Below are 25482 nucleotides of genomic sequence, written 5' to 3' on the forward strand. Positions count from 1 at the left end.
CTCTTTCCCCCTCATACTAAAGACCAAACTATCAATCCTATAATCAATAGAAAAATCAAAAAATCATATTTGCTAAATTTAACCTCAACAAGGCTCGTTCTGCCTTTAACATTATCTAATCCTCTTGTTAATGCTGATGCAGAAAGTTCATCACCTATTTTGACAACAGAAAACAGGAGCGGGATAATTCTGTACTCTAAAAACAATGATGGATTGGCTTTTGTTTTTTTACTATTAAATCGTATCCCCCTCATTCGCATAGCATTTGATATAGCCTTATTTTCTTCCTTTAGAGTAGGTATGAAACGAAATACTACAGAAACAGGAATAATAAACGCATTTGGAATTTTCCACTTTACCATAGCTGCTATAAATTCATTTGGTTTGGTGGAACTAATCGTATAGTATCCCATCATGAAAATAGGAAAAAGCCTTATGACTAATGAGTTGAGCAATACATTAATCATGTTTAATATGGATGGTAATTCATACATATTTTTAGTTTTGCTTGAAATAACAGCCAAAACAAATAAAATTCCATATATGGTTGCAGCTTTGTAATTTTTATTAGATACAAGCAAGAATATAGCGATAGAAACTATCGCTATATCTATACCTATATTGTCATAGACAAAAAACATTATAGTGCTAATGAATACCATAAATAATATTTTTGTTCTCGGATCTAAATAAAAGCCTTTCTTTATTGGGGGAACATAAGTTTTATAAGCCTCCATTAAGCAATTCCAGCTCTTTCAAAATGTTTTTTCAACATTTTCTTGCCTAGATTAGCACCTATCACTGCTCCAACAAACATGATGCCAATTGCAGCAATTCCCATCCATGGTGGCATATATTTCGCTAAATCGGTCGCAAATTGCTCACCCATTTGTTGTTTTACTCCTTCCATATAGGTATCTGCCATAACCCACATTGGCATCTGACAGCCTAACTCAGCACATGAAAACAACCAAAATCCTATTGTATTAACTTTAAAACTTTTATACTTTTTAGTATTCATAACTACATCAGCAATAATTGCCATTGGAATATACACGGCTGGTGCTAACCAAGTGTAACCCATAAAATACCAAAATACTCCTAAAATGATTCCCATTAGAGATACCATTCCAAACTTTTCTACCTTGGTTAGAAATAGCATAAATGGAATACCTGTTAATATTGGGATTAATATAAATATGGTAGGATAAAGTATTGGCACAGCCCCTAGCATTCCTGTTACGAAAAATATGACTAAATAAATAGCTGTATAAATTCCTACGTTAATTAAATCCTTTGCTGTTAATCGATTCTTCATTGAAATCCTCCTTATTTTGTTTAATCTTCCAGCTTTCTGTTTCTTCTCTTGCTTCTATAAATTTCTTATAAGTGCCTTCTTTTCTAATTAAATCTTCATGTTTCCCCACCTCCTCTAATTTTCCGTCTTTAAGAACTATAATCTGATTCGCATTTTTAACAGTCTTTAACCTATGAGCAACCATTATAACCGTTTTGTTTTTTGTTAAACTTTCTATGGCTTCTTGAAGTTTATCCTCATTTTCTGGATCAACATTTGCTGTAGCTTCGTCAAAAATAATAATCGGGGCATTTTTTATCATAGCCCTTGCTATTGATATTCTTTGTCTTTCTCCGCCTGAAAGAGATGTGCCGCCTTCGCCTATGATGGTTTGATAGCCTTCTGGCAAATTCATAATAAAGTCATGGCATTGGGCTTTTTTTGCCACTTCTATGACTTCTTCCTTCTTAGCTTGTGGTTTGCCAAATTTTATATTATTTTCGATGGTATCTTGGAAAAGATAAACATTTTGGAATACGGTGCTAATTAAATCCATTAAGGATTCAAGCGTGTAGTTTTTAATATTGACATCTCCAATCGATATGCTGCCTTGATCCACGTCCCAAAATCTAGAAATAAGCGAACACATGGTGCTCTTACCAGATCCACTTGGTCCAATAATGGCTGTCATAGCCTTTTCCGGAATATGAACGGAAACCTCCCTTAAAATAGGTATTTTATCATAAGAAAAGCTAACATTATTGAATTCAATATCTGTATGATGAGGCGTAATCTTCTGGCCCTCAATATCCATCTGAGGCATATTTTCTGTTGTTTCTACTTGTTCTATAGAACTTGTTGCAACTCTTAATGTCGCCATGGCGGATCCTGCGGATTGAATACTTGCAAACACCAGGAATGACATGATGATACACATAATTGCTTTCAATAAATCCATGGTGCCATTGATATAAAAATAAAGTGAAAGGACAATCATGGCAACACTGGAAATTCTTAAAACGAGCTCTTGCCCGATGGTATAGGGTGTAAATAATTTCTCCAAGGCTAGATTGGCTGAGCGACTTTCTTCTAGTGCCGAGCGTACGGTTTGGTCCCCTTTTCCTGTTAAATTAAAGGATTTAATGATCGGCATTCCTTGGATATATTCCAAGATCGTTTCTACTAAAAGAGATTGTGCCTCTTGCCTTTTTGGAGCAAGTGTCCTCGACTTTTTTTCCATGACAGAAGTAATATATAGATATAAAACCGTTCCTGCTATAACAATCAGCCCATTTCTCCACTCGAAAAATAAAATCATCAGGGTGAACACAAATGAGTTAATGAAGCCACTCATCATAACAACTAAAACCATAGGAGCTGTATTCTCAACGTCATCTAGAACAGTTGTTAAAACACCAGTCACTTTTCCAATATTATTTTCATTAAAGAATCCCATTGGAACCGTCTTCAGCATTTTTCCTATACTTATTCTTCGATTAGCTACCATAAAATACCCAGCATGCGTTTGATCTAATTGAGCAAAATAGTTGGCAGAAGACCTTCCAACAATACTTACCAACAACATAAGAAAAACCTTCAGTGCTATAAAGGAATTAAAATCTTTTGTCACCAAGGCTTGAAGCACAAAGTAAATGGCTCCTATTTGCAACATATTGAAGATGGCATACACAAATTCAAAAATAACAGACTTGTTTAAATTTATTCGTTCCTTATCTGCAAATGCCCATATCTTTCGAAGTCCACTTAACATCTAAGCCACCTCCTTTCCACCGATATGTGCTTCCCACATGGCTTGATAAAGTTTATTTTCTTTAAGAAGTTCTTCATGATTGCCACTTGCTACAAGTTTGCCATGATCGATGAGATAAATCTGGTCTGCATTGGTTATTGTTGATAACCTATGAGCAATCATAATGATAGTTTTTCCCTGAATAAGCTTATTAATTGCTTTTTGTAAAACTTGCTCATTTTCAGGATCAATATAAGCCGTCGCTTCATCTAATATGATAATTGGAGCATCTTTTATCATGGCTCTAGCAATGGTGATCCTCTGTTTTTCACCGCCTGATAAATGGTTTCCTCCACTCCCTACTTTGGTCTGATATCCATGCTCTAAAGACATAATAAAATCATGGCAACCAGAAGCTTTGGCAATTTCAATCACTTCTTCATCGCTAGCCGAAGGCTTGCCCATTCGAATATTTTCCATGATGGTATCGTTAAAAAGGAAAATATCCTGCGAAACAAAAGCAACTAAATCATAGAGTTGTTCAAGTGGAATATTGAATAAATTAATTCCGCCAATCGATATTTCTCCCTGTTCTACGTCCCAGAAACCAGCAATTAACTTGGCAATGGTTGACTTTCCTGAACCACTTGGCCCAACAAAGGCATTTAAACTTTGCTCTTGAATTACCATATCGATTCCTTTAATAACTTCTTCTCCTGATTCATAGGAGAAATGTAGATTCTTGATAGCAATGTCATGATTTTTTAAATGAACTCTTTCTCTACGATGAACTTGTTCTGTCCCATTTAAGATTTCATCAATTCGTCCGACAGTTGTCCCTGTTTGAGCTAAGGCATCGACAAAGTTAATAGCAGCTAGTAAGGGACCGGCTATACCAAGAGAAAGAATGATGGTCGTAATAAAGGTTGACATCTCTAAACTTCCATTAATAAACATAATCCAACCAACAGGTAATACCGTAATCAAAGTTGTTGGTGAAATGTTCTTGGATAAGGACACCAGCATTTGACATTTTTTCATCCAATGATAATAAAATGAAGCATTAGCTATCACTTTATCGGTGAATTTCCCATAGGATTTTTCGCCTTGATTAAAAGTTTTAATCACTTCAATTCCGCCAACATACTCAACAATTGTTTTATTCATTTCGGTATTGGTCGCAACCGACTTACTATAATCTTCTGCATAACCTTTCATAATTAATGACATAAAAAACATACCTACCGGAATTGAAACGAGTGACAATAAAGCCATTCTCCAATCTAAAATTAATAGATAGATGAAGATGGATACAGGCCCTAAAATATTCGCCGTCATCTCAGGCAATAAGTGAGCCAAAGGTCGTTCCATTTTTTCTACTTGATCAACAATGGTTGTCTTTAAATCACCACTATGGGTATCAATAATCGTACCAAGAGGCATTTTAGGCAGCTTTTCCAAAAGCATGATTCGTACATTTCTTAGAACAGAGAAGGTTGCTTTATGGGACTCTGCCAAGGCCTTGGCGTAAAAAATTGGTTTTAAGCAATAGCCAATCAAGATTAGAAAACACCAAGGTAGGTAGAAGGAAAAATCTTTATTTCCAACAAACAAACCATAAACAATTTTGCTTACGCCAAAATAAGGCAACATACCTAAAAGAACCCCAATAACTGCCAAGAAAATGGAAAGCTTGAGGCCTTTATGTTCTCCTTCTGCCAGCTGCCATAGGCGTTTCATATAATTATTTTTCAATGGAATCTCCTTTCCTTTTTTCTTTCATCTTTAACACCTCCATATTATAGATAACTATATTAGCTAACTTAGTTATCTTTACTTTAAAAATATAAGGGTGTTTAATACCCTTTCCCTTATATTTAAAAACCTCTCAATTTCTCCCATCCATCATAAAAAAATTTCGAAATTATTCTTGTGTTTAACTTTACTTCTTCTTCTGTTTGAGAATGCATTATAATTTCACACAATGCATTAATATAGGCATGGTTTAACAAATGCATTGCATCTTTAGGGACTTCTGATTTTATATTCTTTTTCTTTGAAATAATCTGAAACGCTTTATGTCTGTTTATATCTTCCTTTTCCACAAGAAGCTCTATAAAATTATCATATTTCGTACCATATGATTTAAATATTAAAAGATTAAATAAATCTTTTTTGCTAAACATATATAATGCAGATTCAATTGACCCTTCAATGTTAATTTTTGATAAATCTTCTCCACAATTTTTTTCTATGTTTTGAAAAGATTCCTCTTCAAACTTGCTATAAAAACCCAAAAGTTCGTTTGCCAATGGATCAACTAAACTGATAAATAAATCTTCTTTATCATTAAAATGCCTGTAAAAAGCACCAGTTGTAACCCCAGCATCTTTGCAAATTTTTCTTAAATTAGCTCGTTCATAGCCATCATTTAAAAAATTAACTTTACCACTATCCATAATCTTTTTATGTGTTAAATCATAACCAGTAATTTCTGTCATATCCCACTTCCTTTACTAACGGCTAAATTTATAAGTTTGCGGCATATAGATAACTTAGTTATCATTATATACTCTTATCTTATTTTTGTCAATAGGAACAGTAGAAAATCATACTTAATTATGATATAATTACTAATAATTAAATACAGGCTTAACGCTTATAACTTTAATAGCAAGCACAGTAAGTGAGTACCCACTTACGAAAAATTGATGAAGCAGAACCTTTATGGACTGCTTCTTTTTTTATCAATTTTACCTTGTTAGGGAGAACCCTAAGACCCCAATATTTTATGATAAGGAGATATACCATGGATAATAGAAAAAGAAATAATCAACTCAAAATATATTTAACAGATGAAGAAAAAGAAATCTTTGAAAAGAAAATGAAACTTGCAAACTGCAAAACTATGTCCCATTTTCTTAGAAAATGTGTATTAGAAAAAGAAATTTATGTTGTAGATTTAGAACCATTTAGAAACCTACAATGGCTACTTTCGAATGTAACAAATAACATAAACCAGATTGCAAAAGCTACTAATACAACTGGTGTTATTTACAAGAATGAAATCGAATCAATGAATAAACAGATAGAAAATTTATCAAAAGAAATATGGCAGATCCATTCCCTACTTCTTAATAAATCAAAAGAAAGTTCTGGTGATTAGTATGGCAATTACAAAAATACATCCTATAAAATCAACTCTAAATTTGGCAATAGATTATATAACTAAGAGTGAAAAAACTGATGAAAAAATCTTAGTCTCTTCATTTAACTGTCATCCATCTACTGCCCATATTCAATTTATGAAAACACGAGAAGACAATGATACTAAAGGTACAGTTTTAGCTAGGCATTTAATCCAATCTTTTCTACCAGGAGAGGTTGATCCTATAAAAGCTCACGAAATTGGAATGGAATTATGTAAGAAAATTTTAAAAGATGATTATGAGTTTGTTCTTGCAACTCATATAGATAGAGGGCATATCCACAACCATGTTATTTTTAATAACGTTAATTACAAGACTGGTAAATGCTACCAATCTAACAAAAAAACTTACCATAAAATCAGGTATCAAAGTGATGAATTATGTAAAGAAAATAAGCTTTCAGTTATTGATGAATACTATGAAGCTTACAAAAGAAAATATAAAACTGCTGGTAAATCCTGGTATGAATATGATCAAAACAAGAAAGACAATTCTTGGAAGTCTAAACTGCAATTTGATATAGATAGAATGATTAATAAGTCTAAATCTTGGGAAGAGTTTTTAGAAAATATGGAATCTCTTGATTATGAAATTAAATTTGGTAAACATATTGCTTTTCGCCATAAAGATAAGCAAAGATTTACAAGAGCTAAGACTATCGGAGAAGATTATACTGAAGAAAAAATCAAAGAAAGAATAGATTTAGCAATTAAAAATAAAGCTAATCCTACTAAAAAGCGTGTAGGAAATGTTATTGATATATCTACTAATGAAAAAGCACAATCCTCTAAAGGTTACGAAGTCTGGACAAGAAAACATAATATCAAAACAATGGCAGATTCAATAATTAAATTAAGAGAACAAGGAATTAATTCAATTACCCAGCTTGATGATCTAATCAAAAAATCTGCTGATGATAGACAAGACTTGTTAGATAAAATAAAGAAATTTGAAGCTGAAATGAGGAGCTTATCTCAAGATATGGAAAATATAAATACTATAAATAAGTATCGTGAAATCTATAAATACCACAAGAAAAATCCTGAAGATAAGCAATTTGCAGAAGAATATTATAGTGAACTTTCTGTTTATAAAATAGCCGCTAAAGAAATTTTAGAAAACTATAAAAAGCTTCCAAGCACAAAAGAAATACTATCAAATCTCGATAAATTGCAAGAAAAAAAGAACACCCTTATGCAAGAGTATTCTTTGAATAAAGAACAATTTTCTGACCTTGTTCAGTATAGGAAAAACTATGAAAATTATTATGGAAAGGAAGTGGAGAGATAAAAAGCTATAAGCGGATAAACTTATAGCTTTTTTAAAATTATTTACAAATTTTTATTCTAAACTTATTATCTTACTTAAAGAGATCCTACTAGATGACTAGCAAACATTGCTATAGGAAGTAATAAGATAAAAAGGACATTTAATGCCATAAAAAACCTATCTTTTTCCCTTACCCCAAGTATTAAACCTACTAGTCCAATAATTGGACAGACAAGCATGTGAGAATAAGCAATAAATACGCATCTCATAATTTATTATATCATTTTTTATAAAAGAAAAAACAGCCCACAAAAAGCTGTTTAAATCCTCTAATTGAACAAGTTATGATACTAGAACTGTAAACATTACATAGGAAGTAATAAGAGTGTTGGTAATTTAACACTATAAATAACTTGTTTTTTTCTTTCCTCTATTATTCCATGCTATTCTCCTGTAAATATCCCCACATATAGAGCAGTAGACAATACTTGAAAGGGCGTATTTACTGGAATAGATTCTTCTTTTCCCTTTGCCACTTACCATATTAGCTCGTCTATCCATTTCTTCTTAGACTTGCATGAAGATTTCTTTTGGTATGATCGCTTCGTGGCTATTTTCTATATAATATTGAGGTTCTTGATCCTCAATTTATTCTTTAATTATAATTAAGATATTTATCTAAATAGAAAAATGGCTTTTAGGATTTCTTCTAAAACCCCAAAAACCATTAATTTCAACACTTTTATAGCCTATTATCTTATTTTCCTTGACATCAATACCACCGTCTCCACATGCCCTGAAGTTCCAAAGTTCCGTAACTTTTTATGATTAATTATACTGAAAGCAATTTGATATAATTCTTGTTTATTCATTTTCTTCTCCAATATTATTTAGCTTAATAATACGTTATTCTTTTTTCAAAACACTAAGTTATTCAGTTCACCATCAAGAACTTTTATAGTTTCATTTCTTTCCTTATCCTCTTGATTGTCATATAAAAGTTGTTCAATAAACTCCCATATATCTTCTAGTTTACGTCTAATATGATAGAATAACAAAGCATCCGTATTGATTAAAAAATCTTTGTGTAATTTCAGGTATATGTTCATAAATACATCATAATATGGCTTATCAACAAAAAACATGAGATCAGCTTTTACTGGAGCCAATTTCAAGCCTTCCCAGTCAATTAGAACTAACTGCTCATCCCGTTGCATCAAGTTCCAATTATGAATATCTGTATGGCATAGGGCCATTTTAGGATTACTTCGTCTTAGAATCTCCGACAGTCCTTCAACTCTGTCAATAGATTGTTCAAGGGGTTTTATGTGTGCCCCAAGCAAGCATTTTAAGTCCATGGGAAGACTGGCGCATTCTTTACGCAATACTTGTTTTAGCTGTTTCAGAAATGGCAAGCTAAAATCTTCCCTAATTAGTTGCACATATACCTACTATATCAATAAATTTTGAGTTATCATTGACTATATTAGTTGCTATTATCAGAATAGTCGTCGATAACTATATTTTCGTGCAAATATGCAAATAAGTAAAATGATAGTTATGTTATATCATAATAATTGAAAATAATAGAATGCATTTTTCAATGTAATAAGATTAAGCGTTCTCTTAAAGTTAGAGAACGCTTAATTATTTTTAATTTATTGAAATAATTTGTAACTATTGAAAACAGACAAAAATTGTTCATTGGATAATTTATCAAGATCAGTAACATTCGCATGCTTCAGCACCTGTCTTAATTGATTTTTAGTAAAAAGAACATGATATTCCCTGTTTACCCATTTATAAACGAAAAATCTATACTTTTTGTAGTCCTTCTTTAAAATAAATGGTTTATGCCTTTCAAGTACAATCAATACAGAATCTACATTAGGCTTAGGGTGAAAATATGCTCGTGGCACTTTTTTAAGAATTTTTATATCCATTTCCACCATTAACAGCAAACCCAAAGCTCGTTGGGTATTTTGCAACCTTTTAGCAAATCCCCTCTCTACAATAAGGTAGCTATATTTCGCTTGACTATCAAAAGCAATCTTTTTTACAATATCAGTACTAATATTGTAGGGAATATTACCAAATATTTTATAGTCTGTATTTTTAGGAAAGCTAAACTTCAAAATATCCTCATGAATAACTTTTATATTCTGAAAAGGTTCAACTGCTTTTTTCGTGGCATGACATAAACCTTCATCAATCTCTATAGCATTCACCCGTTGACTCATTTCCACAAGTTCCTTGGTAAAATGTCCTTTTCCTGACCCAATTTCTATTATTTTATCTTGTTTATTGATATTCGTATATTTTAATATTTCCTTTACATGCTTTTTAGATGTAATGAAATTTTGCGTATTTTTCGGGTTTTTCTGTTTCATTATATCCTTCTCCTTGCCGGTTATAATGAACTAATCTTAAGAGCTCATTATAACCAATTATTTTTGGTTTGGTTGATAATGAAATCTCTCAATAACAAATATAGAAAACATACCCATACCTTTACCTCCTTTAATTTTTTTCATTATAAATGAGATAAAGTAATATCTACTACTGCAATACATGTACACATATTTAACTCCTCCTTATGCAACTGATTATATCACTTTTAATTTCTCTATTCAATAAAGTTCTGTGCTAATCTACCTCACCCTATGGATTTTTAATCCCGAAACATCAAATGTCATCTGTCAAATGCCCTATTTAAAAGGGTCAAAAAACGGTATTTTTTAGCCTGTTTTTGACCCAATTTTCGTACTCAAACCACTACATGTTGTGGTTGACTCCTATTATTCCTTGTCCAAACCACAATACGTCATCAGAATTGCTGCTTCAACGTGGGACGAGTTGATAGAATTGATGTATTTATGATTTTTAGCGAAACTGTTGTATATGGGAACATATCGACTAATTTGTACGTTCGTGGGAACATAACGACTAGCTTTCTAATGGTCGCCAAAAGAATCGAAATATAATTCTAGTTTAGAATACTTCTATCCTTATCAAATATATGAAACTGTAATAATAAAATTTAATTGCTTTCATCGACTAATGTTAAAACCTACAACACAAGAATTTAAATCATTAGATTACACTATTTACTATTCAATCAATTTAAGCTCCTTCATTCATATCCCTTCTACTATACCCCAAGAAACCTATTACTATTAAAGCAATGCTAATTATAGTAACTGTAAGAAAAACTGATGCTTCAAAATCATCCATTGGCATTTGAGGCATCCAACTTTGTATAGCAGTATTTAAAAACCATTCCGGGAGGTCTATTAAGCCGCTAAAAAAATTTAATAAAAAAGAGAATGTAAGATAAATATACACTATTTTACCTAGTTTAGGTGCCCATCCAAGAGCTAACGCTGCCAGACCTATAAAGAATAAAACAGTAGGGAAAAGGTTAAAGCCAGCAGCAAAAAAGTCAACTATATCCATCTCTCCGCTATTCCCCATCGCAGAGATAGCAGTACCTCCAAGACAACCTGCTGCTAATAAAACTCCTAATAATCCGCTTAATATCGATAACCCTATACTAGTCCAATATAATTGACTGCGGGTTACTTTTGTTGCATAAATCTGACTTAAGTGTAATCGTCTTTCTTCAGAAAAGAGTTTATTTACAATCGCAATTGGTAGAATGGAAACTAAACCAATCAAAACCATCATAACTGTGCCTGTGAATGATTCTTCAATAGAAAATCCTGTATGAGAAAACATTTGTTTCATCATTTCATTACTTTCTAGGAATGTCTGCATATCTCCATAAATCGAACCATAGGCAGCACCCATAACAACATATGCGATTAACCAACTAATAATGACACCTTTATTAATATTTATAAATAATCCTCGGACGGACAGCAAAGACTGCTTTGCACTTTCACGCCCTTCTCTTTGCGGTAAATATCCAGCCCCCATATCGCGGCCACCTTCAAGTGAAAAAGCTATGAACACCACTATTATACTGAAAATTAAAGCAAAAATAAGTGGAAACCAATTATTATCTGTAAAAGGAAAAGTTAAATATGTCCAGCCCAAAGGATTCATCATAGATAAGTCAACATTGGAGATATCTGTTCCAGCACGAACAATGTATAGTAATCCTACAATTCCTAATGATGATCCTGTTGCAGCCGATGACGTGGGCATAATTTGTGCCATTATTAGAGCAATCCCAGCACCAATAATCCCTGCCATTCCAATTGATGCCCCGTATAACACGGAACCAAAAATAGAAATCGTATCGGCACCGAAACTTATCATTACTCCTGCAATAAAAAGTGCTAGTATAACATTGATAAAGACTATCTCTGCTATTGCTGCAAGAGAATTTGCTTGACGACCTATTTGAAAGGAACGCAGTAGCTCATTAAGGCCAAGATCTTCTTCTTTACGAGTATGACCTATCACGTGTAAAATAGACATTATCATCGCAAACAAACCACAAAACAACAACATTTCATTTGCATACATTGCTCCTAAGGTATAATCAGCTCCTGTTTCAACTGGAGTCGGCCCTACCATAGATATCATTGCAGGGTTTTTCAAAGTTTCGAACATTCCGACTAAACCTTGCCCTTTTGCTATTTCTTTGAAAGCTGGAACAAATCCAGCCGAAAACATGCCAAGTCCCAATACCCATATAATAATTTTTTTCCAATCTCGTTTTAAATACTGTAAAAACAATGTGTCCCAACGAGCAAATTTTTCTTTCATAATAATTTTTCCACCTTCCCACGGTTTAGCTTTCATAATGACGCATAAACAAATCTTCAAGTGTTGGCGGTATAGATTCAAACCTTGTGACACCTAATTTGCTAGCTTCAATTAAAATACTATTGAGATATTGATTATCGACAGAGAATGTTGCTTGGCTATCATTTTGAACAAAATCATGTACTCCATCTACAAAAGCCATTTTTGATACGTCTCCACTTGTCACTAAAGTGACAGTAGACCTAGTTAAATGTCGTAATTCATCAAGGGTTCCAGTTTCAACAATTTCACCTTGGCGTATAATTACAACCTTATCTGCTAATCGTTCTACCTCACTTAAAATATGGGAGGACAATAAAATAGCTTTACCAGATGCTTTAATTTTTTCAACTTCTTCTTGGAAAACTTGTTCCATTAGAGGATCAAGACCAGATGTTGGTTCATCAAAAATATATAAATCAGAATCAACAGATAATGCTGCAATCAATCCAACTTTTTGACGATTTCCTTTTGAATATCCTTTGGCTTTTTTCTTAGGGTCTAATTCAAAACGTTTAATTAAATAATCGCGCTTTTCTTTATCTCCACTACCATGTAATTTAATGAAGAGATCGATAATTTCTCCTCCCGTTAAAGATTCCCAAAGGGCAACATCTCCAGGGACATAAGAAATTCGCTTATGAATTTCAAAGCTATCCTTCCAAACATCCTTACCGAATATCTCGGCAATACCAGCATCACGTTTTATAATTCCTAATAGTGCACGAATAGTTGTAGATTTCCCAGCACCATTAGGACCAATAAACCCAACCACTTCCCCCGATTTTATCGTGAACGAAACGTCACGCAATGCTTGAAATTTACCAAACTTTTTTTGTAATCCTTGTACTTTTACTATATCGGTCATAATATAGACACACTCCTTTAAAATTTTTTTAGATAAAAATCTAAAGCTATTATATTTTCATTTCAATACACCTTTAATTTAGTTTTATTTATAAAAGCTATATTTCAGTAATTCGGCATAAACGTTCCACTCTTCTAGATATTTCTCTCCAAATCTACCAATATCATCAAAGGTAAACAATTCCTTTAGTCCTTTCTCTCCTACACCAAACATCGTCCAATTCAAAATCTCAATTGCTTTTTCAATATCAACTCCTTCCCTGAATTTAGAGTAATCAATGTCTTTATATAATTTATTTATGGCTTGATTATAGATTGGATTGAGCCTTTGTTTAATGATATCCTTTACTTCTACAGACTCCTCTTGTTTAGTTGATGCCAAGAATTCAAATGCCTGTGGGTACTTTTGTTGAACATAGAACTTTTGTAAAGCAACTCTTTCGATTCTTTTAAATAAATCAGTTTCAGACAAATCAATTTCTTCATTTAGATTCACGATTGCTTTACTACTATACTCAATCAAGTACAAGTAAAGATCCTTTTTACTGTTAAAATAGTTAAACAGCGAGCCTTTTGAAATATTAGCTCTTTTTACAATTTCGTTAGTAGATGCTTTTTCAAAACCATTTCGAACAAATTCTTTTATAGCTGCGTTAATAATTTGCTTTTGTTTTTCTGGTTTTAAGTTATTAAATTTTGAATAAATGATCAAAACCACCTTTCTTTATAAACCGATGACCCAACTAGTCATTTAGAGTATATCAAAATTGACCGATCTAGTCAATATGAAATGAAGCAATTAAAAATAACATATACTTAAAAATAATATTCATTTACATCCATCTACATAATATGATAAAAATAAAAATTCACCTTTGTTAGATAGGTATTTTTTAAGCTTTAGCATTGCTCTTTACGTAAATTCACCTCAAAGCCTGATTATGTTTCATTTGATAAGATAGGATGTGAGATTCCTTAAACTCTTATCATCTAGAATTGATAAGGAATCAATAATTTTAACAATGAATTTGAACTTTGAAAGATGGGAGTAGGTTTTTAAAGATTCTATGCTTACTGGGGCTATCGTTGATAGACTTGCTCATAGGGCCCATATTATGGATATGTCTAGGGAGAAAAGTTATCGGATGGAAGATACAGTAGAGTGGTCAAAAAATATATGAAATATATTTAAAACGCCTTTCCCCTATTACGTCATTATACAACCTATATACATATAAAAAATAAAGGCAGTCCGTAGACTGCCGATATTTACCTCTCTGTTCCTTTGCTATGCTCTTTCTTATTTGATTTAGTTTTGTCATCTGTCTTAAAGCTTTTTATTTGCCCTAATATGGACTTTTTATCTTTATCTTGACTCTTTACTTGTTCTTTTGCTTTTAAGAGCTTAGAAGATAAAATACGAACATTTTTATGTTCCTTTCCATTGTTACCAATACTTGTTTTTACTTGCCCAAATATTTTAACAAAATCTCCTTGTTTTAAGTTCTCTAAATCTTTTGCCTTATCTCCGTAGGCTGAACAATTGGTATAAACTTTATTCCCATCGTCATCTTTTGAAACAAGAGAAAAGTTACTTACTTTGAACTTTTCTCCATTAGCATTTTCTCTTTCAAGATTTTCTACTTTGCCAGCTATATTACCCACGAGATTTATGAGGTCATCTTTTTCTTCAAGTTCATTGGTATTTTCAACAATTTTACCTTGTTCTTTCATATCATCAATCATATAGTCAAAGTCATCATTTAGTAGACCTGTTGTATCATTGTTCATATATAAAACATAGACTTCTTCAAGTGCCTTTTCGTCAGTAACACCTTTTTCTATGCTCACAAGTGCTTTTATAAAATCCTTGTAGTTATCATTCATCATTTCTTCTAAATTTTCTCTAATATCTTTGTATTCCATAATTTCCTCCTTGTATTAAATAAGGAGAGCCTTTCGCCCTCCTCTATCTTTCTTGTCCTTTTTCACTTTTTTCTTGATTTTTATCTTTTTCTTCTTCTGATTTGAATTTTGATATTTGTCCCAATATTGATGGTTTCTCTTCTATTGCGTTAAAATTATCCTCTACATCATAAGTTGATTCAAAGTAATCACTGTCTTTAAAATCATTGTCATACCTATCTGGTATTCCATCATTATCAAGATCTTTTGCCAGTGGATCATAGAAGTTTCCATCATCATCTATTTCTAATCCTAGAGCTTGTTTTAAATCTTCTTCATCTACTGATACCAGATCATCAAAACTTGACATCTTTATGGCTTCAGTCATATCTTTAAGAGCTTGTGAATTAGATATATCTTCTTCTACAAAAGATTCTGTTCTAATAGCAACATTATCTACATACTGAGTCCATGTTTTTTCTTCCAAATTTACCTCATATTGAATAGAGTGCTTACCATCTGGTGTTTCTGTATAGGCAAGTCCTATATGACTTAAATCAGGGTATAGTTTGTCAAAGTCTTCATAGCTATTAGATTCTGAAAACTCATAGTTGGAATAATCAACTATCGCCCTTTTTAAATCTTCTAATAATGGTGATTGGTTTTCTAGTTCTTCCACTTCTCCCATATCTAAAAGTTTATTAATTTCAGCTAGTCTTAGTGTCTTATCCCTTAACTCATCTGCTTTTTCAAATGGTTTAGTTAATTCTACTTTGGCATTTTCTAAAGATTCTTTATAGTTTTCAAGGTTTTGATTTAACCTCTCAAGTCTTGAAGGCATTTTTTCAATGGCATTATCAAGTCTTGTTATATTACCATCAGTAGAGTTTGAAAACTCTCCAAAGTATTCTGCTTTTCCTAGTAGTTTAAAGGTGTGAGTATTAGTCATGAAGTTATATGAAACTTGTAAGTCTAAGTTCCTATATTTACCGATGACCTTGCTATCATTTATCTTTACCTTTTTTATTTCCTCTAACAGCTTCTCTCCAGCTTCTTTCTTGTCTAAAATTTTATTTGTACTAAGACTGATTGAAGTGAATTTGCTATCTCCTTCTCCTAATTTCTCAATATTTGCAATATCTTCTTTAACTGCTTTTATTTCCATTTCAGTTTTTAAAATACTTTGAGGATAAATTTTATTTACCTTATCTTCAAGCTTATATTTATTAGACTTATAGTTAGCTTCCAGCATTTTTAGTTTTGTAACTTCGTTATCTAAGTCCATCTTTTCTTTAATCAGAGGATTGCCAGTAGCTAAAGCCTTAATTTCTGAATAAGATAGACTTGCTTCATCAACATCTTCTGCAACACGCACAGGTGTCTTGCTTGTCATTATTTGTGATATGAATTTCTGCTTATTCTCTATTGTCTGCCACAAATAAGAATCAAAGGTATTCTCTGTGACATATCTAAAGATATTTACCTTATCATTTTCATTGCCCTGACGAACAATTCTACCACTTCTTTGCTCTAGGTCAGACGGTCTCCAAGGGACATCTAAATCGTGTAAGGCTATTAATTTGTTCTGTACATTTGTACCTGCTCCCATTTTTTGAGTAGAGCCTAATAATACCCTTACTTCTCCTCTTCTTACTTTAGAGAACAATTCATCTTTTTGTTTGTCTGTATCTGCTTCGTGGATAAAGGCTATTTCTTCTTTAGGTATTCCCATATTCACTAGCTTATTTCTAATATCATCATAGATATTAAATTCTCCATCTCCTTTTGGTGTGGACATATCTGAAAATACTAATTGGGTCGATGAATTTTCTTTTGTCTTATCCCAGATCGAAAAGATGTTTTTAACGCATACATTTACCTTTGAATTAGGATCATCGGGAAGTAGTGGATTTATTAACCTTTGGTCAAGGGCAAGTTTTTTACCATCATTTGTAATCTTTAGCATATTATCTTCTGTTGGTTCGACTTGGTTGTTTCTAACTGCGTCTGCTCTTTCTGAAATAGCTTCTAATATTTCTTTTTGTTCCTCAGTAGGTTTTGTTTTAATAACTTCAAAATTTGCTTCTGGTACTGGCAAATTTAACATATCTGAAGTCTTTATATCTGCTACTTCTTTAAACATGCTCATCAACTCTGGCAAGTTATAAAACTTTGAAAATCTTGTCTTTTGCCTATATCCAGTACCTTCTGGAGATAATTCAAAGGTGTTTTCTGTTTCTCCAAAAGTAGAAGCCCAAGCATCAAAATGTTCTAATCCTCTTGCCTTTAAATCGTCATATTGAAGGTATCTTTGCATAGTATAAAGCTCAGTCATTGAATTGGATATTGGTGTACCAGTAGCAAATACAACTCCCTTGCCATCTGTCATTTCATCCATATACCTACATTTCATATACATATCAGAAGACTTAAAGGCTTCACTTTGACCAATACCAGCAACATTTCTCATTTTGGTATGCAAGAATAAGTTTTTGTAATTATGAGCTTCGTCTATAAATAACTTATCTACTCCTAACTCTTCAAAGGTTATTACATCATCTTTTTTAAAGTCGTCATTTAGCTTTTCAAGCCTTACCAAGAGTTTCTTCTTGGTCTTTTCTAGTTGTTTTACTGTGAAGTTTTCTCCTCTATTTCTTTTGTTCTCATCAATAAAGGAAACTATATCATCTATTTGGTCTTGTATATGTCTTACCTGATATTCCTTAGACATTGGTATTTTTTCGAATTGAGAGTGTCCTATGATAACTGCGTCATATTCTCCCGTTGCAATCCTGCCAATAAATCTTTTTCTATTTTTAGGTTGGAAGTCTTTTTTATCGGCCACCATAATATTTGCTGACGGATATAATTGCATAAACTCCCTACCAATTTGAGTAGTTAGATGGTTAGGAACTACAAATAATGATTTACTTGCAAGTCCTAACTTTTTAGATTCCATAGCAGAAGCTACCATTTCAAAAGTTTTTCCTGCTCCTACTACATGGGCAAGTAGTGTATTTCCACCATAAAGAGTCCTAGCTATTGCATTTTTTTGATGTTCTCGAAGTCTAATTTCAGTATTCATTCCATCAAAAGTTAAGTTAGAACCATCAAATTCTCTATTTCTAATTGAATTGAATTTTTCATTATAAATCTTTTCTAGCCTATATCTTCTATCAGGATCTTCAAATATCCAGTTCTTAAATTCTTCCTTAATCAGTTCCTGCTTTTGACTTGCAAGCATAGTTTCTTTTTTATTCAATACAGAAGTCTTCGAACCATCATCATTTATTACTTGGTCAAATACCTTTGTATCTTTTAGATTAAGAGCATTTTCAATTAGCTTATAGGCATTTACTCTACTTGTACCATAAGTCATGTTAGCAAGGTCATTAGTTGAGTCAACACTTTTACCTTCAATGTTCCATTCACTTGTATGTGGTGAGAACCTAACATTTATATTCCACCTATCATAACCTGGTGTTTTTAAAAGATTGAAAGTAAAGTCTTCTATATCTTTTTGAGGTATCCAAGTTGCTCCTAATCTTACATTTATATCAGAAGCTGTGAGTTCTTCAGGCATAACTTCTTGTAATTTTTCTCTTTGATATTTAAGTTTGCCTAACTCGTTTAATAATGTGTCTTTCTTTTCAGAAGGTGCTAAATCTATTACATTTTCAATTTCTCCGATATATGAATTAAGATAGCCAATTTTCTCTCTAATATTTCCACTTAAATACTCATCAGCTGATACATATGAAAAATGAAATGGATCGTCATTGTTAAAGTTTTCAAAGGGCATTCTGTTATTTATTAGGTCAGTATCCTTAATATCTAAAAATATCTCACCCTCAAGCTCACCAATCAAGGTGTCCCTATCTTTACTTGTTATAGATTCCATATATTCAAAATCTACATATCCCTTTTGTGAAACTGATAAGACTAAGGCTTCAAGGGAAGTATCTACATGGTCTACTACTTTTGCCTTTGTTATTGTTCTTTTTGAAAATATATCACTCTTTGCTTTGAAATTATCTTCATCGTCAAGTATTTCGATTGATGAAACCAAAGGAAAGTTTGAGTCTTCCTTTAAGGCTCTAGTGTTTGATAAGGAGTTAATAAAGCCATGTTTCTTTGAAAAGTTATCATAGACTTCATTTAACTTTGCTTGTGACTCTTTTATTTCTTCATCAGAAAAATCGTCCTTTTGTTTTTCTATTACATCTTTTAAAGCATTCATTACATCAAGGTAATCTTTTATCTTTTCTTTATTTTTATCTGATATATTCTGCTTAATTAAGACTGAGTTTTCTCTTAGGTAGACTTCTTCGTCAATAATAGTATAAGAAAAATTTTTAACATCATCTGTTGCTGGAAGACTTAATTCTTCATCTTCCAATAGTTCGACCTCTTCATATTTTGAATTTGAAGATATTTCCTTACTTGCAAGATCCATTAAATCTTTTAGATTTTCGTCTTCTCTTTCATCACAAGTAATTGTATTTCCAAATCTTCCAGATACTTCTTTCATATCCCCTAATACCATTTGAGGATTATCTACAAAATATTTGTTGTAAGTCAAACCCTTTTTATCAGTTGCTAGATGAATCCAATCGTCATCTCTTTCTATAACTGAATCTCTCTTCTTTAAAAAAATAATATCCGAAGTAACTTCTGTACCAGCAAGTCCTTTAAATGTTGTATTAGGTAGCCTCATAGCTCCTAAAAACTCACATCTTGCATTAATATATTTTCTAACAGATTCATCTTTTTTATCCATAGTTCCAGACGAAGTTATGAAGGCAATAATTCCTCCATTCCTAACCTTATCTATTGACTTTGCAAAAAAATAATCGTGAATCAGAAAGTTATTTCTGTTATATTCACGATCGTTAACTTTAAAATCTCCAAAGGGAACATTTCCTATTACCAAGTCAAAGAAATTATTCGAGAAGTTTGTTTCTTCAAAACCTTTAATTTGAATATTAGCTTCAGGATAAAGCTCTCTTGCTATTCTTCCGCTAAGGCTATCTTTTTCTACTCCATAGACTTTAGACGCTTTCATTTCACTTGGCATATTGCCAATGAAATTGCCGACTCCTGCAGATGGTTCAAGGATATTCCCGGTCTTAAAACCCATATCTGTTAGAGTCTTATATATTCCATCCATTACCTCTCTAGGTGTATAAAATGACGTTAAAGTAGACTCTTTAGCATTCAAATACTCTTCATTTGTTAGATTTTCCTTTAAAATATTTCTTGCTTCAAGCCATTGTCCTCCCTTTTCTTCATCAAAGACATCGGCAAGACCACCCCAACCTAGATAATCAGCAAGATAGGCTTGCTCATACTCCCTTGGACTCCTATTTTCATTTTCAAGTCTTTTTAGCATTTTAATAGCTTTTATATTTTTATCTAGCCTTTCTGATGGTGTTAGGTATTCTGAGTAGATATGATTTTTTAAGTCATAATTTCTAGCAAAACTTAGTCTTTCCTTATTAGGTTCATAGCCTAGATTTTTTAACTCTTCTTTACCCCTCAATAAGTTTTCGGCTGCTTCTCTTGGAACATTGTATCTATCCATCATTTGGTCAATTTCAAGATTGTGGTTATCTATAAAGCTTTCTTGTTCTACTTGTCTTTCAATTTGTTTTTCATGCTCAGATAATTTGTATATCTCATAATTTCCACTATCTAAAAGGTCATCAATCTTTCTACTTTCTTCAAATGTTTCGCCCTTATATAAAGGAAATTCTTCCCCATTAACTTCTGCTTTTGTTCCAGTTTCAATCAAGTTAATTCCATCAAAGGTATTCTCATCTTCTAAAATAAATTCTTTACCAACTTTTACTGCTAGTTTTTCTGATGTTTGACTTAGATTTTCAAAGATTTCTTCAAGGTACGAATCGTTTCTATATGGAATTACTTCCGAACCCCTAATCATACCTCCCATATACTCCATATTGTCTCTGATAGTGACAGTTTTAAGTCCTCCACTTAGTTCATCAAAATCTGTAATAGTAAAGTCCTTATCTTTATATCTAACCTGATCGCCTATCTTAAATTTAGGCTCTATATTTTCTTTAGCTTCTTCTTGTAAAGATTTCTCCTCACTTAGTGCAACTTGTTCTTCTAAATATGAAAATTCACGCTCATTTACTTCTTCACCATCACCAAGGTCAATCCTATAATGCTCGACAACTTCTCCGTCTACATAGTGGTCAAAATAGAATTTGAAATATCCGATATAATCATCAGTCATTTCTCCAAATTCATTTTCTCCATAAGTTTGATTATGGTCTTTAACATTGATATCTTTTTGTCTTAGGACATTTATTAATTCTTTGGTTACTATCTGCCCACTATAATCGGGAACTAATTCGTGGTTTTCATTAAATTCTACAATCCAGTAATCTTTTCTATTTTCAGTGTTTTTGTCATCAAAAAAAGAAGCTTCATCAGCTTCCTTTTCTTGGCTTATTTCGTTTTCTAAGCTTCCACGTATTCCTTGATTGCCATTTTCTTGACTGTTGCCATCAAGTTGTTCATCTGTCCTTGGTATTCCTCTGGATTTTCTATCATCATCTTCTCTGTCAATCCTTGTGCTTTCATCATCTTGACTTTCTCTCTCTTGATATAGTCCACTGCCTGAGTCTGAATTTCCTTCAGGTGGTTCAAAAGTGTTTTCTCCTCGTACATTTCCTGAAGTTTCTTCCAGTTCTCCATGTCCTCGCTCCCTACCAGGTAAGACAGTCTTAGAACTGCGTATGTTGGATTCGGAAATCTCTCCATAAATTCCAGATCCTTCTCCATCATGTCCAAGGTTTTCTCTTCGATCTTCATCGCTATTTCCTCTGTCGCTTCCATCTGTGAAAATTCGTCCATCTCTACTTCTTGACCTATCATCTCGTCTATATAAATCATCTTTACCTCCTCTATCTTCATTTATATTTTCTATATCTCTATTATAGTCGCCACCGGCCCTTTCTGTCAGCAGCCTAGCACGATCTATTTCCTTAGATTTTTCTATTGTGCCATCTATAATATCTTCGCTAACCCTTGATATTACAATACCTATCTGTTCTAAAGAAATTGTATTAATCCTAGAAAAATTATTTTTTAAATTTTCTATATCCATAGGATAGACTGTATTAAACCTATTAGCTACTGCATAGGATATTGAGTCTCTCATAAACTTTTCAAAGCTAAGTCTATCCTCTATATCTATTCTCAAATCAGCAAGAGCCAAGTTAATATATTCATCTCCATAAATTCGGCTCAAAGAAAATATATTTTCATTAAGTGAATCACTAGCTTCAAATGAAGAATCTCTTATTATTTCTTGTAAAGCCTCGTTATGGTTTTCGTGGTCAAATTGCCATAAGCTAACCTCATTAATATTCCTATCCATTGATGTTGTCTGACTAATATCAAAAATATATGAAATTCTTTGATTTACATCACTTCCAACTAAAATTGGAATACCTTTTTGACCTCTCATAACAACTCTGCCAAAATATTTTTTCCACATATCAAATGTCGCACAAGCTCTAGCTTCAGGTTCTTTGTTGTATATACTTAGTTGGCTAAAAAAATCATATTTCTGATTATTCCCTATAACTTTTAAGAGTTTTAAATATTCTTTTTCATCTTGCAAAACTTCATACTTTATAGCTTCTTGTATATTCTTAAAATCATTTACTTGCATTTTCTACCTCCATTCTATGAATTTCTTTTATAATCGCCATTAAAATATCAACCACAATAGAATTGCCGGCCTGCTTATATAGTTTGCTTGAAGTGCAATTTTTTCTTCTTGGATGTACTTTCTCTAATTTGTTTATATCACTGTCATCAAAACCCATGAGTCTTAAACATTCTCTTTCTGTTAAATACCTATACCTACCATTTCCAATATCTATTATTCCAGAATTAGGTACTCTCATCTGTTTTGTAGAAATAGTATAAGAAAAATCTTTAATCACTTTTAGTCGCCCTCTAAAACTGTTATCTATGCCTTTATTTAAAAATTTCAGCATATAAGGTTGGGTCATTGTATAAAGCCCACTTACATCCTTTTCTAAAAATTCACTTAGTGGTCTTTTTTCTTTCCTCTCCAATTTATTAAAAGAAAAGTTATTTGCTCCTAGACATGAAACAACAAATATCCTCTCCCTTTTTTGAGGTATCCCAAAGTCAATTGCATTTAATATTTCATACTTACTTTCATATCCAAGGTTTTCTAGTTCTTTTAGATAAATAAAAAAGGAGTCCCTCATATTTCTATCCAGGACTCCCTTTACATTTTCCCAAATTATCCATTTAGGTTTATTTTTCATTTCTTTAATTATTCTAATTGTTTCAAATAGTAAGCTTGATCTAGTGCCTGAATTCTTTACTCCTCCTTGCTTTTTTCCTATTCTTGAAAAGTCTTGGCAAGGACTTCCATGCATAACTAAATCTATCTTCTTATCAGGAGCTTTATATCCTACTACTGATTTTGGCTTATAACTCTCTCCATAAAGTGCGTTATATGATTTAACACAAGCCTTATCTATTTCTACATAATCAACAACTTCATAAGGTATCTTTAAATTAATAAAAGCCTTTCTAATAGCACCTATGCCACCGAAAAGCTCTAATATTTTTACCTTATTCATTTAGATTATTCTTGTACCTATCTACAAGCTCCCATATACTATTTTCTATTTCTCTTAAAAAGTCTTCTTTATCTACCTTGCCAGAGCTGATCTTTGAAAGTTTCATCTCCCATTCAGATGTTGTTTCAGCCGACTTAAACTTATCCTCTACAATCGATACAAGTCTATTGCCTTTTTCAGTTACAAGTAAATTTTTCTTATCTCTTATTATGAGACCTTTATGGATAAGATTTTCAATAATTCCTGCTCTTGTAGCTGGTGTTCCTAAGCCTTTTCTCTCCACTTCTATATCTTTATCCAGGGATTCTACTCCCGCATTCTCCATAGCCTTTAAAAGTGTATCTTCATTATAATGACTTGGAGCTTTGGTGAATTTCTCCGATATATTTTTAGAAGTTAGCTTAATTTTATCTCCTGTCTTTACATCTGGTAATTCATTTTCTTGTCTTTCCTTTCCATATGCCTTTAGATATTTTGTATAACCTTCATCTATTACAGTCTTGCCACTTGCATTAAAGTTAAACTTGTCATATTCATATCTGATTTTTCTACTAGATTCCTTTAAGTTATCCGAACATGAAGCAAGTAATTTATCCTTAATTAGATTATATATTTTGCTTTCTTTATCAGATAAATCTTTGGCTTTTCCAATACCTGATATAGTAGGAACAATCGCATAGTGGTCTGTAACCTTAGATGAATTAAAAATAGACTTAAAGTTTGATTCATTGATTTTAAAATCATCTTCAAGTCCTTCTAATAATTCTTTTATAGTATTAACCATATCGTCGGTTAAATACCTGCTATCTGTTCTTGGATATGTGATTAGCTTCTTTTCATACAAGCCTTGTGCCAGGTTTAAGGTGTCATTTGCTGAATATCCAAAATATTTATTTGCTTCTCTTTGTAAGGTAGTAAGATCATAAGGCTTATCTGGTTTTGTGCTTATTTCTTTATCTTCTACCTCTGTAATAACTATTTCATCTTCTAGTAGATTTAATAGTTGCTCTGCAACTTCAATTCTATCAATCCTATCTGATACAAGTTTCAATTCTCCATAAGATAGGTCAACTGTATAATATTTTTGCTTTTTAAATAGGTTTATTTCACTATCCCTTTTAGCTATTAAATATAAAGTTGGTGTTTGTACTCTACCAACTGAATATGTTTCCTTATAAATGCAAGAATAAAGCCTACTTAAATTCATTCCCACTAACCAATCCGCAATTGCTCTTGCACTTGCTGATCTATATAAGTCTTCAAAGTTTTCTCCGTCTTTAAGATTTCTAAAGCCATCTTCAATAGCTTTGTTTTCCATTGAAGATATCCATAGTCTTTGAATTTTCTTCTTACATTTAGCTTGATTATATACAAGCCTAAAAATAAGTTCTCCCTCTCTACCAGCATCACAAGCATTTATTGCTGTGTCGATGTTCTTATCGTTTAAAAGTTTCTTTAAAACTCCATATTGTTTCTTTGTGCTTTTAGATATTTTATAAATATATTCTTCAGGAATTATAGGAAGAGTGTCTATTGTCCATTTCTTCCATTTTTCGTCTATCTTATCTGGACTTGCCATTTGAATTAAATGACCGACACACCAAGAAACAATGTATCCATTACCCTCATAATATCCGTTTTTTCTTGTTCTTGCTCCAATTACTTTTGCAATCGTAACTGCTACACTTGGCTTTTCTGCTATTACTAACTTCATTAATACCTCCATAAATAAAAAAAAGAGCGAAAGAT

17 protein-coding genes and 3 pseudogenes are annotated in these 25482 nt (G+C 32.2%); 3 read left to right on the top strand and 17 right to left on the bottom strand.

Annotation, left to right across the window (positions count from 1 at the left end; genetic code table 11):
* Positions 1 to 11 precede the first annotated feature (11 nt).
* The 5 genes from CJ190_RS08450 to CJ190_RS08470 form a co-directional block, all read right to left on the bottom strand.
* A complete protein-coding gene (locus CJ190_RS08450) occupies positions 12 to 737 on the bottom strand; it encodes an energy-coupling factor transporter transmembrane component T (protein ID WP_034439174.1) in 726 nt (241 codons plus the stop codon).
* Positions 737 to 1318, bottom strand: coding sequence for an MptD family putative ECF transporter S component (locus CJ190_RS08455; RefSeq protein ID WP_004835163.1), 582 nt, complete (start codon positions 1316 to 1318; stop codon positions 737 to 739). The genes CJ190_RS08450 and CJ190_RS08455 overlap by 1 nt, the downstream gene beginning before the upstream one ends.
* The gene (locus tag CJ190_RS08460) at positions 1284 to 3068 is read right to left on the bottom strand and encodes an ABC transporter ATP-binding protein (protein ID WP_071152533.1); all 1785 of its coding nucleotides are present in this window, start codon (positions 3066 to 3068) and stop codon (positions 1284 to 1286) included. The genes CJ190_RS08455 and CJ190_RS08460 overlap by 35 nt, the downstream gene beginning before the upstream one ends.
* Positions 3069 to 4787 carry an ABC transporter ATP-binding protein gene (locus tag CJ190_RS08465; protein ID WP_172976488.1) on the bottom strand — a complete coding sequence of 573 codons (1719 nt, stop codon included), beginning with the start codon at positions 4785 to 4787 and terminating at the stop codon, positions 3069 to 3071. It abuts the gene before it with no gap.
* 137 nt (positions 4788 to 4924) lie between these two features.
* Positions 4925 to 5548 carry a TetR/AcrR family transcriptional regulator gene (locus CJ190_RS08470; protein ID WP_002839244.1) on the bottom strand — a complete coding sequence of 208 codons (624 nt, stop codon included), beginning with the start codon at positions 5546 to 5548 and terminating at the stop codon, positions 4925 to 4927.
* A 308-nt stretch (positions 5549 to 5856) separates the two neighbouring features.
* Here CJ190_RS08470 and CJ190_RS08475 point away from each other — a divergent pair, with 308 nt between their 5' ends.
* Together CJ190_RS08475 and CJ190_RS08480 are read left to right on the top strand one after the other, a co-directional pair.
* Positions 5857 to 6213 carry a plasmid mobilization protein gene (locus CJ190_RS08475; RefSeq protein ID WP_002839242.1) on the top strand — a complete coding sequence of 119 codons (357 nt, stop codon included), beginning with the start codon at positions 5857 to 5859 and terminating at the stop codon, positions 6211 to 6213.
* Position 6214: 1 nt separating this feature from the next.
* Positions 6215 to 7546, top strand: a complete 1332-nt coding sequence (locus CJ190_RS08480; protein ID WP_101562076.1) for a relaxase/mobilization nuclease domain-containing protein — start codon at positions 6215 to 6217, stop codon at positions 7544 to 7546.
* A 399-nt stretch (positions 7547 to 7945) separates the two neighbouring features.
* Here CJ190_RS08480 and CJ190_RS08485 read toward each other — a convergent pair.
* The 7 genes and pseudogenes from CJ190_RS08485 to CJ190_RS08510 form a co-directional block, all read right to left on the bottom strand.
* A pseudogene (locus CJ190_RS08485) lies at positions 7946 to 8158 on the bottom strand (recombinase family protein); the annotation flags it as partial.
* A 284-nt stretch (positions 8159 to 8442) separates the two neighbouring features.
* The gene (locus CJ190_RS08490) at positions 8443 to 8967 is read right to left on the bottom strand and encodes a phosphotransferase (protein ID WP_001176020.1); all 525 of its coding nucleotides are present in this window, start codon (positions 8965 to 8967) and stop codon (positions 8443 to 8445) included.
* Between the two features lie 216 nt (positions 8968 to 9183).
* Positions 9184 to 9915, bottom strand: a complete 732-nt coding sequence (gene erm(A) / locus CJ190_RS08495) for a 23S rRNA (adenine(2058)-N(6))-methyltransferase Erm(A) (RefSeq protein WP_000810833.1) — start codon at positions 9913 to 9915, stop codon at positions 9184 to 9186.
* Between the two features lie 57 nt (positions 9916 to 9972).
* Positions 9973 to 10098 (bottom strand): erythromycin resistance leader peptide, encoded by a 126-nt coding sequence (locus CJ190_RS09285; protein ID WP_017771940.1) that lies wholly within the window; start codon positions 10096 to 10098, stop codon positions 9973 to 9975.
* 550 nt (positions 10099 to 10648) lie between these two features.
* A complete protein-coding gene (locus tag CJ190_RS08500) occupies positions 10649 to 12262 on the bottom strand; it encodes an ABC transporter permease (protein WP_048943006.1) in 1614 nt (537 codons plus the stop codon).
* Between the two features lie 25 nt (positions 12263 to 12287).
* The gene (locus tag CJ190_RS08505; RefSeq protein WP_070431247.1) at positions 12288 to 13169 is read right to left on the bottom strand and encodes an ABC transporter ATP-binding protein; all 882 of its coding nucleotides are present in this window, start codon (positions 13167 to 13169) and stop codon (positions 12288 to 12290) included.
* Positions 13170 to 13253: 84 nt separating this feature from the next.
* On the bottom strand, positions 13254 to 13880 hold the full coding sequence (locus tag CJ190_RS08510; RefSeq protein WP_000587963.1) for a TetR/AcrR family transcriptional regulator: 627 nt from the start codon (positions 13878 to 13880) through the stop codon (positions 13254 to 13256).
* A gap of 355 nt (positions 13881 to 14235) precedes the next feature.
* Here CJ190_RS08510 and CJ190_RS08515 point away from each other — a divergent pair, with 355 nt between their 5' ends.
* The gene (locus CJ190_RS08515) at positions 14236 to 14349 is read left to right on the top strand and encodes a hypothetical protein (protein ID WP_017645383.1); all 114 of its coding nucleotides are present in this window, start codon (positions 14236 to 14238) and stop codon (positions 14347 to 14349) included.
* Between the two features lie 88 nt (positions 14350 to 14437).
* Here CJ190_RS08515 and CJ190_RS08520 read toward each other — a convergent pair whose 3' ends face one another.
* The 5 genes and pseudogenes from CJ190_RS08520 to CJ190_RS08535 form a co-directional block, all read right to left on the bottom strand.
* Positions 14438 to 15094, bottom strand: coding sequence for a DNA-binding protein (locus CJ190_RS08520; protein ID WP_101562052.1), 657 nt, complete (start codon positions 15092 to 15094; stop codon positions 14438 to 14440).
* Positions 15095 to 15137: 43 nt separating this feature from the next.
* Positions 15138 to 18692, bottom strand: a pseudogene (locus CJ190_RS09300) (helicase-related protein); the annotation flags it as partial.
* A 209-nt stretch (positions 18693 to 18901) separates the two neighbouring features.
* Positions 18902 to 20510 (bottom strand): annotated as a pseudogene (locus tag CJ190_RS09305) (Eco57I restriction-modification methylase domain-containing protein); the annotation flags it as partial.
* A 2257-nt stretch (positions 20511 to 22767) separates the two neighbouring features.
* Positions 22768 to 23733: a DNA cytosine methyltransferase gene (locus tag CJ190_RS08530; protein WP_101562054.1), complete on the bottom strand. Its 966-nt coding sequence runs from the start codon at positions 23731 to 23733 to the stop codon at positions 22768 to 22770.
* The gene (locus tag CJ190_RS08535; RefSeq protein WP_101562055.1) at positions 23726 to 25447 is read right to left on the bottom strand and encodes a DNA topoisomerase 3; all 1722 of its coding nucleotides are present in this window, start codon (positions 25445 to 25447) and stop codon (positions 23726 to 23728) included. Before CJ190_RS08535 ends, CJ190_RS08530 begins: the two co-directional genes overlap by 8 nt.
* Positions 25448 to 25482 lie beyond the last annotated feature (35 nt).

The organism is Aerococcus loyolae, assembly GCF_002871915.2.
GTDB classification, from domain to species: domain Bacteria; phylum Bacillota; class Bacilli; order Lactobacillales; family Aerococcaceae; genus Aerococcus; species Aerococcus loyolae.

What these genes read in the sequence shown, in the direction of transcription:
- CJ190_RS08450 (WP_034439174.1), bottom strand. Translation starts at nt 737, where the DNA reads ATGGAGGCTTATAAAACTTATGTTCCCCCAATAAAGAAAGGCTTTTAT.
- CJ190_RS08455 (WP_004835163.1), bottom strand. Translation starts at nt 1,318, where the DNA reads ATGAAGAATCGATTAACAGCAAAGGATTTAATTAACGTAGGAATTTAT.
- CJ190_RS08460 (WP_071152533.1), bottom strand. Translation starts at nt 3,068, where the DNA reads ATGTTAAGTGGACTTCGAAAGATATGGGCATTTGCAGATAAGGAACGA.
- CJ190_RS08465 (WP_172976488.1), bottom strand. Translation starts at nt 4,787, where the DNA reads ATGAAACGCCTATGGCAGCTGGCAGAAGGAGAACATAAAGGCCTCAAG.
- CJ190_RS08470 (WP_002839244.1), bottom strand. Translation starts at nt 5,548, where the DNA reads ATGACAGAAATTACTGGTTATGATTTAACACATAAAAAGATTATGGAT.
- CJ190_RS08475 (WP_002839242.1), top strand. Translation starts at nt 5,857, where the DNA reads ATGGATAATAGAAAAAGAAATAATCAACTCAAAATATATTTAACAGAT.
- CJ190_RS08480 (WP_101562076.1), top strand. Translation starts at nt 6,215, where the DNA reads ATGGCAATTACAAAAATACATCCTATAAAATCAACTCTAAATTTGGCA.
- CJ190_RS09285 (WP_017771940.1), bottom strand. Translation starts at nt 10,098, where the DNA reads ATGTATTGCAGTAGTAGATATTACTTTATCTCATTTATAATGAAAAAA.
- CJ190_RS08500 (WP_048943006.1), bottom strand. Translation starts at nt 12,262, where the DNA reads ATGAAAGAAAAATTTGCTCGTTGGGACACATTGTTTTTACAGTATTTA.
- CJ190_RS08505 (WP_070431247.1), bottom strand. Translation starts at nt 13,169, where the DNA reads ATGACCGATATAGTAAAAGTACAAGGATTACAAAAAAAGTTTGGTAAA.
- CJ190_RS08515 (WP_017645383.1), top strand. Translation starts at nt 14,236, where the DNA reads ATGCTTACTGGGGCTATCGTTGATAGACTTGCTCATAGGGCCCATATT.
- CJ190_RS08520 (WP_101562052.1), bottom strand. Translation starts at nt 15,094, where the DNA reads ATGGAATACAAAGATATTAGAGAAAATTTAGAAGAAATGATGAATGAT.
- CJ190_RS08530 (WP_101562054.1), bottom strand. Translation starts at nt 23,733, where the DNA reads ATGAATAAGGTAAAAATATTAGAGCTTTTCGGTGGCATAGGTGCTATT.
- CJ190_RS08535 (WP_101562055.1), bottom strand. Translation starts at nt 25,447, where the DNA reads ATGAAGTTAGTAATAGCAGAAAAGCCAAGTGTAGCAGTTACGATTGCA.